Origin of the sequence: Gilliamella sp. wkB171, from assembly GCF_001693755.1 — a bacterium.
Taxonomy (GTDB): Bacteria; Pseudomonadota; Gammaproteobacteria; order Enterobacterales; family Orbaceae; genus Gilliamella; species Gilliamella apicola_F.
Genome location: NZ_LYST01000043.1, coordinates 317,580 through 333,329 on the forward strand (window position 1 = coordinate 317,580; position 15,750 = coordinate 333,329).

11 protein-coding genes are annotated in these 15,750 nt (G+C 35.7%); 4 read left to right on the forward strand and 7 right to left on the reverse strand.

Features of this window, described 5'->3' with window-relative positions:
* Positions 1-65: 65 nt before the first annotated feature.
* Positions 66-2,093: a methionine--tRNA ligase gene (metG, locus tag A9G03_RS07520; protein ID WP_065798835.1), complete on the reverse strand. Its 2,028-nt coding sequence runs from the start codon at positions 2,091-2,093 to the stop codon at positions 66-68.
* Positions 2,094-2,351: 258 nt separating this feature from the next.
* Between metG and apbC the strand changes: the two genes are divergently transcribed.
* Positions 2,352-3,419 carry an iron-sulfur cluster carrier protein ApbC gene (gene apbC, locus A9G03_RS07525; RefSeq protein WP_065798836.1) on the forward strand — a complete coding sequence of 356 codons (1,068 nt, stop codon included), beginning with the start codon at positions 2,352-2,354 and terminating at the stop codon, positions 3,417-3,419.
* Positions 3,420-3,507: 88 nt separating this feature from the next.
* Here the strand turns inward: apbC and A9G03_RS07530 are convergent, their stop codons facing one another.
* Together A9G03_RS07530 and A9G03_RS07535 are read right to left on the reverse strand one after the other, a co-directional pair.
* Entirely contained in the window at positions 3,508-4,254 is a 747-nt protein-coding gene (locus A9G03_RS07530; RefSeq protein ID WP_065634293.1) for an acid phosphatase, read from the reverse strand.
* Positions 4,255-4,575: 321 nt separating this feature from the next.
* Positions 4,576-4,929, reverse strand: coding sequence for a DMT family protein (locus tag A9G03_RS07535; RefSeq protein WP_065634292.1), 354 nt, complete (start codon positions 4,927-4,929; stop codon positions 4,576-4,578).
* 264 nt (positions 4,930-5,193) lie between these two features.
* Between A9G03_RS07535 and tpx the strand changes: the two genes are divergently transcribed.
* Positions 5,194-5,709, forward strand: coding sequence for a thiol peroxidase (gene tpx, locus A9G03_RS07540; RefSeq protein WP_065798837.1), 516 nt, complete (start codon positions 5,194-5,196; stop codon positions 5,707-5,709).
* Between the two features lie 140 nt (positions 5,710-5,849).
* Positions 5,850-7,028: a sugar transporter gene (locus A9G03_RS07545; protein WP_442903111.1), complete on the forward strand. Its 1,179-nt coding sequence runs from the start codon at positions 5,850-5,852 to the stop codon at positions 7,026-7,028.
* A 15-nt stretch (positions 7,029-7,043) separates the two neighbouring features.
* Here A9G03_RS07545 and A9G03_RS07550 read toward each other — a convergent pair whose 3' ends face one another.
* Positions 7,044-8,969 (reverse strand): ABC transporter ATP-binding protein, encoded by a 1,926-nt coding sequence (locus A9G03_RS07550; protein ID WP_065798838.1) that lies wholly within the window; start codon positions 8,967-8,969, stop codon positions 7,044-7,046.
* A gap of 198 nt (positions 8,970-9,167) precedes the next feature.
* On the opposite strand from A9G03_RS07550, the gene A9G03_RS07555 reads away from it, so the two are divergent.
* A complete protein-coding gene (locus tag A9G03_RS07555) occupies positions 9,168-11,336 on the forward strand; it encodes a phage holin family protein (protein ID WP_065798839.1) in 2,169 nt (722 codons plus the stop codon).
* 69 nt (positions 11,337-11,405) lie between these two features.
* On the opposite strand, the gene glyA is transcribed toward A9G03_RS07555, so the two are convergent.
* The 3 genes from glyA to A9G03_RS07570 all read right to left on the reverse strand — a co-directional run bounded on the left by glyA (position 11,406) and on the right by A9G03_RS07570 (position 15,313).
* Positions 11,406-12,662 carry a serine hydroxymethyltransferase gene (glyA, locus tag A9G03_RS07560; protein ID WP_065634287.1) on the reverse strand — a complete coding sequence of 419 codons (1,257 nt, stop codon included), beginning with the start codon at positions 12,660-12,662 and terminating at the stop codon, positions 11,406-11,408.
* Positions 12,663-13,104: 442 nt separating this feature from the next.
* Complete coding sequence (locus A9G03_RS07565; protein ID WP_065798840.1) at positions 13,105-13,668, reverse strand: hypothetical protein; 564 nt, start codon at positions 13,666-13,668, stop codon at positions 13,105-13,107.
* A 292-nt stretch (positions 13,669-13,960) separates the two neighbouring features.
* A complete protein-coding gene (locus A9G03_RS07570; RefSeq protein ID WP_065798841.1) occupies positions 13,961-15,313 on the reverse strand; it encodes a hypothetical protein in 1,353 nt (450 codons plus the stop codon).
* Positions 15,314-15,750 lie beyond the last annotated feature (437 nt).

The window sequence follows — 15,750 nt, forward strand, 5'->3', positions numbered from 1 at the left end:
TCTACTTAAAAACATCTTAACAAGCTTTTACGTTTAACTTGTTAAGATGTGAATAATATAAACAGTTACGAAATTCGCATACCCGGTTTTGCTCCGCTATCTGGTGATAATAAGTAAACACCTTCGCTATCGTCTTTACCACTTGCACAAAGTACCATCCCTTCTGAGATACCAAAGCGCATCTTACGCGGAGCCAAGTTGGCGATCATAATAGTTAATCTACCAACTAAAACCGATGGATCAGGATAGAACTGTTTAATGCCCGAAAATACGTTGCGAGTTTCGTCACCAATATCAAGTGTTAACTGCAATAACTTATCAGAGCCGTCAACTACAGTTGCATTTTTTATTAAGGCAACGCGCATATCAACTTTGGCAAAATCATCAAAATTGATAGTTTCAGCAATAGGTTCGGCAACTTTTTCTTTAGCTGGCGTCGCTAATGCAGCTTGTTGTTTTGTTTCGTCAATCATAGCAGTAATTTTATCCATATCGATACGGTTAAATAGGGCTTTAAATCGGTTAATAGTGTGTCCAATTAAAGGTTGATTAATCGAATCCCACGCTAATTGGCTACCTAAAAATTCTTCGGTGCGCTGTGCTAATGACGGCACGATTGGTTTTAAATAAGTCATCAAAATACGGAATAGATGAATACCCATTGAGCAAATATCTTGTAGAGTTTGCTCCTGCCCCTCTTGTTTAGCAACTACCCATGGCGCTTTTTCATCAATATAGCGATTGGCTTCATCAGCCAGTGCCATGATTTCACGTATTGCTTTCCCTGATTCACGTTGTTCAAAGTAGTCAGCAATCACGATTGATTTTTCGACAAATAACGCATAAAGTTCGGGTTCAGCAAGATTATCAGACAATTTACCGTCAAAACGTTTGCTGATAAAACCTGCCGAACGCGAGGCAATATTCACCACTTTATTAACTAAATCACTATTTACACGTTGCACAAAATCTTCTAAGTTTAAATCGATATCATCGATATGTGGCGATAATTTCGCTGCATAATAGTAACGCAAACAGTCAGGATCTAAATGTTTCAAATAGGTGCTTGCTTGGATAAAGGTGCCACGTGATTTAGACATTTTAGCGCCATCGACTGTCACATAACCATGTACAAAAATATTGGAAGGTTTACGATGTTCGCTACCGTCTAACATTGCCGGCCAAAACAAGCTATGGAAATAAACAATATCTTTACCGATAAAATGGTAAAGTTCAGTTGTTGAGTCTTTGTTCCAAAACTCATCAAAAATCGGTTTATTATGTTTATTGCAGTAATTGAGGAAAGAGCCCATATAACCGATTGGTGCATCTAACCAAACATAAAAATATTTACCTGGTGCGTCTGGAATTTCAAAGCCAAAATAAGGCGCATCACGGCTGATATCCCATGGTTGTAATCCTGCTTCAAACCACTCCTGCATTTTATTAGCTACTTGATCTTGTAATGTACCTGAACGAATCCACGCTTGTAACATATCTGAAAACGCAGGCAAGTCAAAAAAGAAGTGCTCAGAATCTTTCATGATCGGCGTCGCACCTGACACCACTGATTGCGGATTGATTAAATCAATCGGATTATAGGTTGCGCCACAAACTTCACAGTTATCACCATATTGGTCTGGTGATTTACAACGTGGGCAAGTCCCTTTCACAAAACGATCTGGTAAAAACATCTTTTTTTCAGGATCGAATAATTGTGAAATAACTTTAGTTTTAATATAGCCATTGGCTTTTAGCTTTTTATAAATTTGCTCTGATATTTCACGATTTTCAGGACTATGCGTTGAGTGGTAATTATCGTAACTAATATTAAAACCAGCAAAATCTCGTTGGTGCTCGATGTTAACGTCTGCAATCATTTGCTCTGGTGTCATACCTAATTGCTGAGCTTTAAGCATGATTGGCGTACCATGCGCATCGTCAGCACAAATAAAATAGATCTCATTACCACGCATACGTTGATAACGTACCCAAACATCAGCTTGAATATGCTCAAGCATATGCCCTAAGTGAATTGAACCATTTGCGTAAGGAAGCGCACAAGTCACCAATATTTTGCGTTTTGTTGTCATGTCGATTAATTACCTTTTATTACATAATGGCGGAAATAGTACATCAATCGTGGGATTATCGCTAGATTTATGCCATAATTTAATAACATTTCTCTCAAATTCAACATGAATTCAAAGTGTAATAGGCATAATTAATCATATAAAATGGCAATACTTAATTTATCGATTAGATAACTGTTTGTCATCGTACTTGAAATACTAATAATTTAAAACAATATAAGTAGAAAGCTGGTACACAAAATTTAAGGTCAAAAAAACATGGAAGCAAAACAGATTCTTGAAACATTTACGCATCCTACTTTACAAAAAAATTTAGTTGCACTTGGTGCGGTTAAGCGATGTGAATATGTTGATGAGTCCCTCACAATTCATTTAACCATGCCATTTGCTTGGGGACTTGCTTTTGAAGAATTAAAAGCTAAGTTAACGCCTGAGTTACTTAAGTTAGATAATGTTAAAAATGTGAATTGGCAGCTTGACTATAACATAGCCACTTTAAAACGCGCCAATAGTCAACATGCTGTTAAAAATATTAAAAATATCATTGCTGTTAGCTCAGGAAAAGGCGGGGTTGGTAAATCGTCAACAGCAATTAATCTAGCCCTTGCATTACAAGCGCAAGGCGCTAAAGTTGGCATTTTAGATGCTGATATCTATGGTCCTTCTATTCCAACAATGTTAGGCACAGAAAAACAGCAACCATTAACCCCAGATAATAAACATATGAGCCCTATTATGGCATATGGACTGGTGAGTAACTCTATTGGTTATTTAGTTGATGCTGATGGTGCTATGGTATGGCGAGGCCCAATGGCAAGTAAAGCATTGTTACAAATTTTACAAGATACACTTTGGCCCGAGCTCGATTATTTAGTTATCGATATGCCACCAGGCACTGGCGATATACAATTAACACTTGCACAAAGTATTCCTGTGACAGCAGCGGTTATTGTTACAACTCCGCAAGATATTGCTTTAATTGATGCTAAAAAAGGCATTACCATGTTCAACAAAGTCAACATTCCAACGCTGGGAATTGTTGAAAATATGAGTTATCACATCTGTGAAAATTGTGGTCATCATGAAGCTATTTTTGGAGAAGGTGGTGCTAAGCATTTAGCCGAGCAATATCACACTAAATTATTGGGCCAAATACCCCTACATAAAATGCTACGGCAAGATCTTGATTCTGGCAAACCAACTGTAATTAGTCACCCCGAAAGTGAATTTACACAACTTTATTGTCAAATAGCCAGCTTAATTGCTAGTGAACTTTATTGGCAAGGGGAAACTATTTTGCCAGATATATCATTCAAAGCAGTATAAGAGTTAATCAATTGGCTTTTTATGATGAAAAGCCAATTTCAATGCTAATTATAAATTACAACTTAATAACGCTAAGTTAAATTTTAGATCAATGATTTTTTAAATGACTAAATTCCGCTTTAGCTTTAGCTAATTGCTGATTAAATGCAGGGTTAGTATGTAATTGCGCGACAACTGCTGCTGCCATCACTTTAGCGGCATCCACATCACTTTGCCAATGATAGCCACAAATTACCCGACTTTCACCAATCTCATAACCACGTTTTAAAATTTCATTTTGACGCTCAGGATTTATCTCAGCCAACACTAGTGAAATAGCAAACCCCATTGTGGTGTGGCCTGACGGATATGAACCATTAGTGGATAATGTTTTTTCATCCTCTGGTCGACAAGTTGGTTCGTTAAAAAAAGAGAACGGCCTAACGCGATTATAATGGTTTTTCGCTGAACGTGTGGCGAGATCCCCCGCATCTTCTTTCATCGTGGTAATTAGTTTATAAATCTCAGGAGTTGTTTTGATTGATATTTCGTGACCAAAAGATGGCGAAAACTGTTTAGTAACATTATCTTTACTGGAGTCAGCATCTAAATAGGCTTGATGGCCTCGCTCAGTATTACGCATAGATTTTCCCCAATCATATTGAGCTTTATCTCTTAAAAAATCAATACTATTATAAGATGGTGGGGGTGGTAGCAATAATAGACTATCAGGTGCTTGATCTTCTTTAAGATAAAAATCTTGCGGATCGGTAGTGACATCTTTCACGCCTGCCGCAAAAGCATTTGCACAAAATAAACAACCAATGATAATACTTTTGACAAAAAGTTGTTTCATATACATCTCCTTACTAAACTTGGCATTACACTATCAATATAGTCTGTGAAACAAATTGCCTTGTTAGTTCCTTTAAGTAATAAAAAATTTTGATAATGCGTTGCTAAAACGCTATTTGATCAGATTGACTACTTCACAGTCAGCCAATCTTAAATGGAATTATTTTTGGAATAAACAGTCGGATTTTTGTTATGTGATAAGTGTCACATATTGATAAATGCGATTTTGTTTGTGTTGAGCAGAAAATTTTTTAACAAACCTATTTGCTTTATCTTTAACCAAATCGTATTTATCAATATTTATTCAGGTTGTGAAAGTCTATTAAGCAAAGAGTTTATCTCGAAACATAAAAAATACAGCGCCAAGCAAACATAAACCGGCCCAAATATAATCGGTTTTGAATGGTTCTTTTAAAATGTAAATTGAAAATGGAATAAACACAGACAAACTAATCACTTCTTGAATAATTTTTAACTGACCCGCGGTCGCGACTTGAAAACCAATTCGATTAGCAGGGACTTGTAATAAATATTCAAATAATGCAATACCCCAACTTATAAAAACAGCAACTATCCAAGCTTGATTATGTAAAAAACGTAAATGTCCATACCAAGCAAAAGTCATAAAAATATTACTAAAAGTAAGTAAACACACAGTGATAAGAAGTTGGCTCATAATGATCAATAAAGTATTAGAAAAGGAAATAACATTATATACCTACACCTAATAAAGCTGCAAAATGGATAAATAACCATTGCGTTTAAATCGCAATGTTTTTAGCAATTTTATTAATTGGGTAAATCATCATTATTCACCCTGTGATACTATTGATGATTATTTAATCTAGCTTTATAGTAAAGAAAGTTTTTCTATCCTCACCTTTCCATCTTATTTCTACTACTGTTAAGTTAATGTGACACTAAAAATTAGGAGAAAGTTATGCAAAAACGAGTTAATGAAGTCACGATGAAAGGAACGCCTGTTACTTTGCTAGGACCAAAAATAACAATTGGTGATACTGCGCCAGATTTTACTGTTGAAAATAGTAAAATGGAGCCGATAAAATTATCGGATTTTAAAGGCAAGATTAGAATAATTAATTCGGTACCATCAATTGATACTTCTGTGTGCAGTGCGCAAGTTCACCGTTTTAATGTTGAAGCTGCAAAATTAAAAGATGTCGTAATATTCTCTGTCAGTGTCGATCTGCCATTTGCATTAAATCGATACTGCGCGGCTGAAGGAATTGATGCAGTAAAAGTGACATCAGATCATAAAAATCTGGATTTTGGTTTAAAATATGGTGTTGTTATAGAAGAAAAACGATTACTTACAAGGGCTGTGTTTGTCGTTGATAAAGATGATAAAATCGCTTATGTTGAATATGTTAAAGAAACGTCGGACGAACCTAATTACGATAAAGTGTTAGCCGCAGTCACAGCGTTAACAAACTAATTTTACCCATTATGAAAGCTATGTCATCTAAAGATCATAGATGGCATAGCTAAGCAAGATTTATGCTACCTATCCGTTTAATAACTAACAATATTCAGTTATAATTATTCAAAATCAATTTATCCCTTCAATAAAGTTATATCATGAATAATGCCAATAAACGGTCTCGAATTTGGTCGTCGATACTTTGTCTGGCTTTTGCTGGATTCATTTTCAACACCACTGAATTTGTTCCCGTTGGATTACTACCCAACATTGCTGAAAGTTTTTCGATGGATGTTGCTCATGCCGGGCTTTTATTAACCATTTATGCTTGGGCGGTATCGTTATTGTCTTTGCCATTGACGGTATTGACCTCAAAAATGGAAAGACGAAAATTATTAGCAGGACTTTTTTGTTTGTTTATTTGTAGTCACATTTTAGCGGGTTTTGCTTGGAATTTTTATAGTTTGATGGTGGCTAGAATTGGTATTGCTTGTGCGCATGCCGTTTTCTGGGCTATCACTACGCCATTAGCAGTTCGATTAGCGCCAAATGGCAAACGGGCACAGGCAATGAGTTTTATTGTTGTAGGTACATCAATGGCTACCGTTTTAGGTATTCCAATTGGTACAATGATAGGACAACTCGTGGGCTGGCGAGCAACCTTTTTATGCATCAGTATCATTGCATTTTCAATTATGGTGTTATTACTCTACTTATTGCCTCAAGTACCCAGCTTAAATGTTATTTCACTTAAAGACATTCCAAAAGTGTTAAAACGCCCTGTTCTTTTGAATATCTATTTATTGACGGCGATAATTATCACGGGTCATTTTACTGCTTACACGTATATCACACCATTTATGATGAAAGTGGGCGGTTTTAGTCAACATGTTATTGTCATTATATTATTAGCTGTTGGATTTTCAGGCATGATAGGTAGCATACTTTTTGCTCGCTATGCTGACAAATACCCTATTGCGATTCTCGTCTTACCCATGATAGGGCTAATAATTTGTTTATTGTCTTTATATGTTTGTGCTTTAAGTCTTTATACTGCAATTATGCAAAGTATGTTATGGGGTCTTTCGATAACTATTATTGGTATGGTAATGCAAAGCAAAGTGATTGACGCTGCACCTGATGCCGCAGATATTGCCACATCGGTCTATTCAGGTATATACAATATCGGAATTGGTGGCGGCGCATTTGTCGGTAGCCAAGTTTTAGTTGTACTCTCAACCCATTACATTGGCTTTGTTGGCTCAATTTTTGTTGTTATTGCATTACTTTTATTCTTTTTATTATCCAAACGAATTTGGTTATTAGCAAAATAAGCGCTAAACAAGCGCTTATTGGCTTAACGATTCAAGTTGTTCCCAGCGTGTAAATACAGTTTCTAATTCAGCTTCTTTATCGGCCAAATCTTGTAATATTTTGCTAGTAACGTCATGAGGTTGGTTAAAAAAGTCACTATGACCTATTTGTGTTTGTAAATCACTAATAGCCACTTCTAGTTGCTCAATCTTAATTGGTAATTGAGTCAATTCACGTTGCTCGTTATAACTCAGTTTGCCTCTCTTTTTAGTGGTTTGATCTTTGTTATCAACAACTAGATTAGCTTCATTGTTAGTTGATTTACTCGACTGATTAAGGGGTATTTGTGCTTTAACGGGGTTGGCTTGTTGCTGTTGTTGTAAAGCATCGTTATAACCACCTGCATAAATACCAATATGACCATGATCTTCAAAAAACCAGCATTGTGTGACAACATTATCCACAAATTGCCTATCGTGGCTAACAAGTAAAACCGTTCCTTGATAATCATTAACAAGTTCTTCTAGTAATTCTAACGTATCAATATCAAGATCATTGGTTGGTTCATCAAGTACCAATAAATTACTTGGTTTTAAAAAGAGTTTTGCTAATAACAGACGATTACGCTCACCACCGGATAATGCTCTTACTGGTGTACGTGCTCGTTTGGGTGGAAATAGAAAATCCTGTAAATAGCCTAAAACATGCCTTGAGCGCCCATTTACCATCACTTCTTGCTTACCTTCAGCAAGATTATCCATTACGGTTTTTTCGGGATCGAGTTCTAATCGATACTGATCAAAGTACGCAACTTCTAACTTGGTTCCACAATGAACATGACCGGATGTTGGGATTAAATCACCTAACATTAATTTTAGTAATGTCGTTTTACCCACTCCGTTAGGTCCAATTAAGGCGATCTTATCACCTCTTAAGACTTGCACGGTAAAATCTTTAATTAATTGTTTATTCTCAATTTGATAACTGACATCATCAAGTTCAAAAACAATTTTACCTGATCTTAATGCTTCTTCGATTTGCATCTTAGCACTGCCCATCACTTGACGGCGCTCGCGATGCTCTTGCCGCATTGCTTTTAAGGCGCGTACTCTGCCTTCGTTACGTGTTCGGCGTGCTTTAATACCTTGACGAATCCAAACCTCTTCTTGAGCTAATTTTTTATCAAATTCCGCATTTTGTAGTTCTTCAACCCGTAATGCTTCTTCTTTGCCAATTAAATAACTATCATAATCACAACCCCATGATGCAACCTTACCGCGATCCAAATCAATAATACGCGTCGCCATTTGTCGAATAAAAGATCGGTCATGAGAAATAAAAACAATACTGCCATTAAAACTTTTTAAAAACTCTTCTAACCATTTAATCGTTTCAATATCCAAATGATTGGTAGGCTCATCAAGTAATAAAACTGTTGGTTGACAAACCAGCGCTTTGGCTAAAGCGGCTTTACGTAACCATCCACCCGACAATGATGATAATAATGCATCACCATCTAAAGAAAGTGATGAAATCACATTACGAATACGATTATCTAGTTGCCAACCATTTTGATGATCGAGTTGCTCTTGAATTTTTGCCAACTTAGTTAAATTACTTTCTGTTGGATTTTGCTCAATTTGATGAGATAAATCATAATAATCTCGTAATAATTGCGCCTGATCTTTTAATCCTTCTGCCACAAAATCAAATACATTACCTTGAATATCTCTAGGAGGATCTTGTTGAAGGCGTGAAACAATAACATTATTTTCATAAATAATTTGTCCTTCATCTAAAGGCACTTCTTTATTAAGGACTTTAAGTAACGTCGATTTACCTGCCCCATTACGTCCAACAAGACAAACTCGTTCATTTGCTTCAATCGACAGATCAATATGATCAAGCAGTGGTGCATCACTAAATGAAAGATAAGCATTTGTAAGGTTAATTAATGACATATTTTTGGTTTTATTTGGATATTAAATAATAAAGCGTTATTCTATCACAAAGTTGTAATAGGCAACTAAATTCAATTTTCAAAGTTGTAGTTAAAGGCTTCACTATGGTGAGCATTCAATGCTCTTCTTTTAAAAAATAAATACTGCGATATTTTTACTATTTATCACTATCAATGATATTTCATTATGGAGGTTATGATGAGCCATATGTGGACATTTCAACGTGTAGGTGGATTAGATCAAGTCGTTTTTAAAAGTGCTGACGATATTATTGATTTACCACAATTAGATCCCAAATTATGGGTGGCATTAAGTTGCCCTACAACAGGGTTAGATTTTGACGAAAGAACACTTGCGTTATTAGATGATGATAAAGATGGGCGAATTCGTATTCCTGACATTTTAAATGCAATTAATTGGATAAAAGACAAAATAGTATCTTTTGATAATATTTTAACAAGCCGGCCGACCTTACCTTTATCAGAGATCAACACATCGACCGAACAAGGTAAAAAATTATTAATAACCGCTCGTAGTATCTTAGCCAATCTAGGTAAAAATCAAGCGGAGTCTTTGACGCAAGATGATGTACAACAATCGTTTAAAATAAATGCAAGTAAACTCTATAATGGCGATTTGATTTTTCCTGCATCTGCTCAATTACCAACTCAAATGCAATCTTTTATTGAATCTGCCATTAAAACTGTTGGTGCAGAAAAAGATATGAGTGGACAAGATGGTATAACGCTCGACATCGCTAAAACTTTTGTAAGCAATATCAAGATATGGCAACAATGGCAAACAGATATTAGTAATACCCAAACACCTTTTGGTGCAAATAGTGCAGAAATATGGAAATTAATCCAATTACTTAAACCTAAAATTGATGATTATTTTTTACGTGTTGAACTGGCGCAATATGCGCCCCAAGCACAATCAGTACTTAATGTTGATGAGAAGTATATTGTACCAAATCAAAATGGACTGTTATCAAATGAAGCACTCGCTCAATTACCTTTATCTAAAATTGATAACAGCCTAACGCTTGACTTAGTCAATGGTCTTAATCCGCTTTGGAAAGACAAAATTAGCCGTTTTAAAACATTAGTTGCAACTTCATTGACTAATCCAAATCAACTTAGTCAATCAGAATGGAAAGCGATACAACATAGCTTGGAAGGCTACGCTACATTGATTAATTCTAAACCGGAAATGGTGAAATTAAATGTCACAACCAACCCAACGGAAAGTATAGAGGATATACCAAATCAACTCATCAATGATTCGACAATCGATCATTTATTGCTTGAATTTGAAAAAATGATTGAACAAGACAGTAAAACACCAATTTCAGCATCAGATGTATTAGTGTTAGAAAAACTGGTGCTTTTTCAAAAACACCTTTATCGTTTATTAGTTAACTTTGCTTCATTTGCTGATTTCTTTTCACTGGAAAAAAGAGCCGCATTTCAATTAGGAAAACTTTATATTGACGGTCGTTGTGCCACATTATGTGTTGCGGTAGAAAATATAGCTAAACACTCAACGATGGCCAATTACTCCGAGTTATGTCTACTTTATTGTGAATGTACCAGACTAGGCGAAAAACAGACTATTGCAGCAGCAATCACAGCGGGGCAAGGTGATCTATTAATAGAGGGGCGTAATGGTGTATTTATCGACAACGATGGCAATGACTGGGATGCCAATGTAGTTAAAATGATAACTAAACCCATTAGTATTCAACAAGCAATATGGGCACCTTATCAACGTATAGGGCGTTTAATTACGGAACAAATTAACAAATGGGCAACAAGCAAAGATGCTGATATCGAAAAATCCAGTGAAAAAGTCATCCAACAGCCAGAAACAAAATTTGATATTGGTAAAAGTGTCGGAATTTTTGCTGCTATAGGCTTAGCTGTCGGCGCCATAGGTACTGCACTAGCCACACTATTTCAAGCTATTTTTTCACTTACTTGGTGGCAATTTCCACTGGTTTTTATCGGTCTGTTTTTAATTATTTCAGGTCCTTCTGTTGTTTTAGCTTGGTTAAAATTAAGGCGTAGAACACTTGGTCCTTTACTTGAAGCATCCGGCTGGGCAATTAACGGGCAAGTAAAAATCAATCTATTATTAGGAAGATTACTTACCAGCAAAGCAGAACTACCGGATAACGCTAAACGAAATTTACGCGATCCATTAAAAAGAAGAAATAAAAAATTAACTATAGCATTTTGGTTAGCCATTGTACTTGGCATAGCTATAAGTGGAGGATGGCTTTGGTATAAAGGGTATTTCAATCAATATTTAGAACCGGAAAAGTCTTCAGTTCAAAAAAATACCACAACAACTTCAGAAAAATAAAAGCATAAATAAAATATATTTATGATGATTAATTTCGCCGACTTAGCGGTCGGCGAATATCATTTAAAATTAATGTTGATAAACCGGTAGTCGCTTACAAATAGCTAGCACTTTTTCTTTTACTGCTTGTATAGTTTGCTCATCATCAATATTATCTAGCACATCACACATCCAATTCGCGAGTTCTCGTGATTCGGCTTCTTTAAAACCACGTCGGGTAATTGCCGGCGTACCAATACGCACACCAGAGGTAACAAATGGGCTTTGTGGATCTTTAGGAACACTATTTTTATTCACTGTAATATTTGCACTACCTAAAGCAGCATCCGCTTCTTTACCTGTGATATTTTTATCAACCAAATCAATTAAAAATAGGTGGTTTTTAGTTTCGCCAGAAACTACTTTATAACCACGTTTTAAAATAACTTCAACCATAGCCTGTGCATTTTTCACGACTTGTTGTTGGTAAATTTTATATTCTGGCTCCATCGCTTCTTTCAGTGCAACTGCTTTTGCTGCAATAACATGCATTAAAGGGCCACCTTGCGCGCCAGGAAAGACCGATGAGTTTAATTTTTTATAAAGATCTTCACTACCATTTTTAGCTAAAATTAATCCACCACGTGGACCGCCAAGCGTTTTGTGTGTCGTTGTTGTTACAACGTGCGCATAAGGCACTGGATTTGGGTAAACACCTGCGGCAACTAAACCTGCAACATGGGCCATATCAACAAAAAAGTATGCCCCTACGCTATCAGCTATTTCACGCATACGTTTCCAATCAACAATACCTGAATAAGCTGAAAAACCACCAATAATCATTTTAGGTTGCGACTCTTTAGCGATTTTAGCTAATTGCTCATAATCGATATGACCGGTAGCATCAACACCGTAGGCAACAATATTATAAAGTTTACCTGAAAAACTAACAGGTGCGCCGTGCGTCAAGTGACCGCCTTCAGATAAATTCATGCCTAAAACAGTATCACCGGGCTGTAAAAGTGCGGTATAAACAGCAAAGTTAGCTTGTGATCCAGAATGGGGCTGTACATTAGCATAATCGGCGCCAAATAATGCTTTAGCACGATCTATGGCTAATTGCTCAACAATATCAACATATTCACAACCGCCATAATATCGTTTACCGGGATAACCTTCCGCATATTTATTGGTCAGTTGAGAGCCTTGAGCCTGCATAACACGAGGGCTGGTGTAATTTTCTGATGCGATAAGTTCGAGATGATCTTCTTGTCGTTGTTCTTCACCTTTAATCGCATCCCACAAATCCTTATCATAATCGGCAATTGTCATTTCTTTACTAAACATGTTGGCTCCTTGTTGTCAATCACATTGACCTTGCGGCTAATTGTTGTATTAATATGTTCAAAAAAAATCGTGTTCGATTATCGTTACTTAATTAACCAGCAATTTCAATCTTTTTTTAATCATTATAAGTAATATTTATATGAAAAATGCTGAAAAAGAGATTTGCTATTTTGGTCTACAGTTTTAATTATTCACTCACTAAAGGAATTGATAGGTCAGTTTCGCTTAGGTATTAACTCGTTGATAAAATAATAAGTAAAAATGTGAATAAATAGTGATTGGTTGAGTGAAATCGTTAATTAACTAGCGGATTGTTTTCATGCTTATCCGATTTGATATCGGCTATTTCATTATTGTGTGAATAACTTTCTCTCAAAAAAAGTGTGTTGAGATTTTACATTATTTTAAATAATAAAAATGCATGTTTTTTATACTAAAAATTTTATCTCAGACGGCTTCGCCCCTGTGATAAAATTTTTTCCTTCAAACCTCGGATAAAACCCGATTCTATTGATGATGGATATTTATCCTGTCGCCAATTCATTAAAAAATAATACTCTTGCTCGCTGAGTGTTAGCTGCCTGCTGGCTGCTAACTCTCTGCTCAAAGCCGATACTTCTAAGTTTTTTTCAGCCTCTACTAGCTCTGTTTTATTATTTCGCTCGATTGCTTCTTTCTTTAGTAGATAATTTTTTTGCTTGAGATACCAACTGTTATAATCTGCTAAATCCTCTATTTCATGTGTTAACTTTATTTCATAACCATATTCATGATGAATTAATCTACGACCAAAATGTTTTTCTAAGGTTGAAACCGGTAATCCACCTCGTAGAATAAGATCGCCACCACTTTTTTTATGACGAACACCGCATACTTTCACTAAAAGATTTAACTCTATTCTAGCCAAATAAAGCGACATGCCATACAACTGCGCAAATATTCCTTGTTTGAAAAAATAAATACTAGTGCGACTATTACTTTTCTCTAATTTAGTAATTATATCCATACTACATTTCACCTTTATCTAATCAATAGTGATTATGAATTTTAATCAAATCAGTAATGCTCATTTTGTATTCTGCTAGTAAAAAATTCATCCATCCATAAAGTTACTTGATATATTTATTCACTAAATAATACGCACATGTGTATGCCATAACATAAGCCTTATTTCAATGAAAACACTATTGTTCATTAAACAGACATTATAAAAAAACAGTATTATCATCCTAAATTTTATTGCTTTTTTAAACCCAAATTTTTAAAAATCTAAAACACATGCTCGACATAAATGATTGCTAAGGAGCTACACATACTGAATAGACAGAAAGATGTCCACCAAAAGCGTAGATAACTCCATCGTCGAAGAAAACACGATAATAACTATCACTTTGTCCACGATCTCTTGTCCAATATAGACATGTTTCGCTATTATTAAAATCTGCATTTGGATAATTTCCCATTTTGCCCCACTCAGCTAAAAAACTTGCCCCAATGTAACGCTGATAAGGTGAGAAATCCGATGTTGGTACAGCTGATTGACAAGTTGGATCATCTGGAAATGGACAATAGCCGTTAGTAAGATCTTTTACTGTTGGAAGCTGATAACCTATGCTATCACACCAAGTTTTTGCGTTATCGTAATTAACTTTATTTTGTCCCCTATTAACAAACCACTGCTTTAACACAAACCCATATTTTATTACTTCTTTACCTTGATTATCTTTACCCACTAATTCAAATGTTGCAGGTAAGTTCGGTTTTGGAATAATACCAGGGGTAAGTGCTTGCTTTTGAGCCTCACTTGCAACAGGTCCAGTCAGTGTCACTCGCACACTGGTACCACTACTATTTGGAATCATTGTGGCTGTGATCCCCCCATGTGTTACTACAGGCCAATTTAATGCTCCTGTCCCGCTTATATCAAGATCAAAATATAAATTGTCAGCACCCGTAGTCGGAAAGTTAATGCCATATGACTCGGGCGTGATAGATTGAACAAGAAAACCATGGTCTGGATTCCAAATATTAGGTGGACCGGCAATCTCTCCACCTAGACCCTCATCATTGAAATGACGACCATATGCAAGGCTTGGTTTAACATAACATACTTTAGGCGTACTTGGGTAAAGATAATAACTATGACTGCCTCCCGTAAAGCTTCCTATTGAGGGGATCCCATAATTTGTTGCTAACGAACCTGCATCTGCACTGAGTGTCAATTTATAAGGCGATTTACAGGTGTCTAACTCACTATTTGGATTTGACTTTACATAATTGGTGACATCTTCTCCTGCCGCATTTTCCCACTTTATTTGCATATTACCCGTTATCGTAAATAATTTATCACCATCCGGATCGTGCCAATAATTATTTGTCACAACCACATTGGCTAAGGTCGTTGATGGATAATTTGCAAACGGCATATTTGTCACAATATCACTAAATGTCGACGACACCTTATCTATCATAATAGGATCTGTCGCACTTGAATTGTCTTCCAATGCCGAAATCACCTTATTTTTTGGTAAAGTGATTGATAACAACGGTAGTATTGTCGATGAAGCACTCTTACCATTGTCAAAACTTAAATACGGACTACTACCATTAATCGACTTTGCTGTCTGTGAACTTAATCCATAAACGGGCATACTAAACAGCACCGGACATAACAAAAACACTAACAATAAACGTCGTTTTATAAATAATTTTAATAATAAGTCTAATTTGGATAAAACGGCTAATTTTAACCGACCAACAAATTGATTAATGAAAAAATAAAATAATAAAGAGGATTTTCTGGCTGGAATAATAACGCTAACAAACGTGCTAAAAAAGTGAATTATTCTATATGTGGCTGGCTGGCTGGCTGGCTGGCTGGCTGGCTGGCTGGCTGGCTGGCTGGCCCCGTAAACAACTGTATTTTAACATATTTTTAATCCTTTTTAAATAATCCGTTGTTCTTTTATACTAAATTTTGAACAAATACCATATGCTTTCAATAATATTATATGGAAAGCAGTATAAAAAAAAACAATCAAACTCATCAATGATAAAATAGTTAATAATTGTAAAGTCTACTTTAATA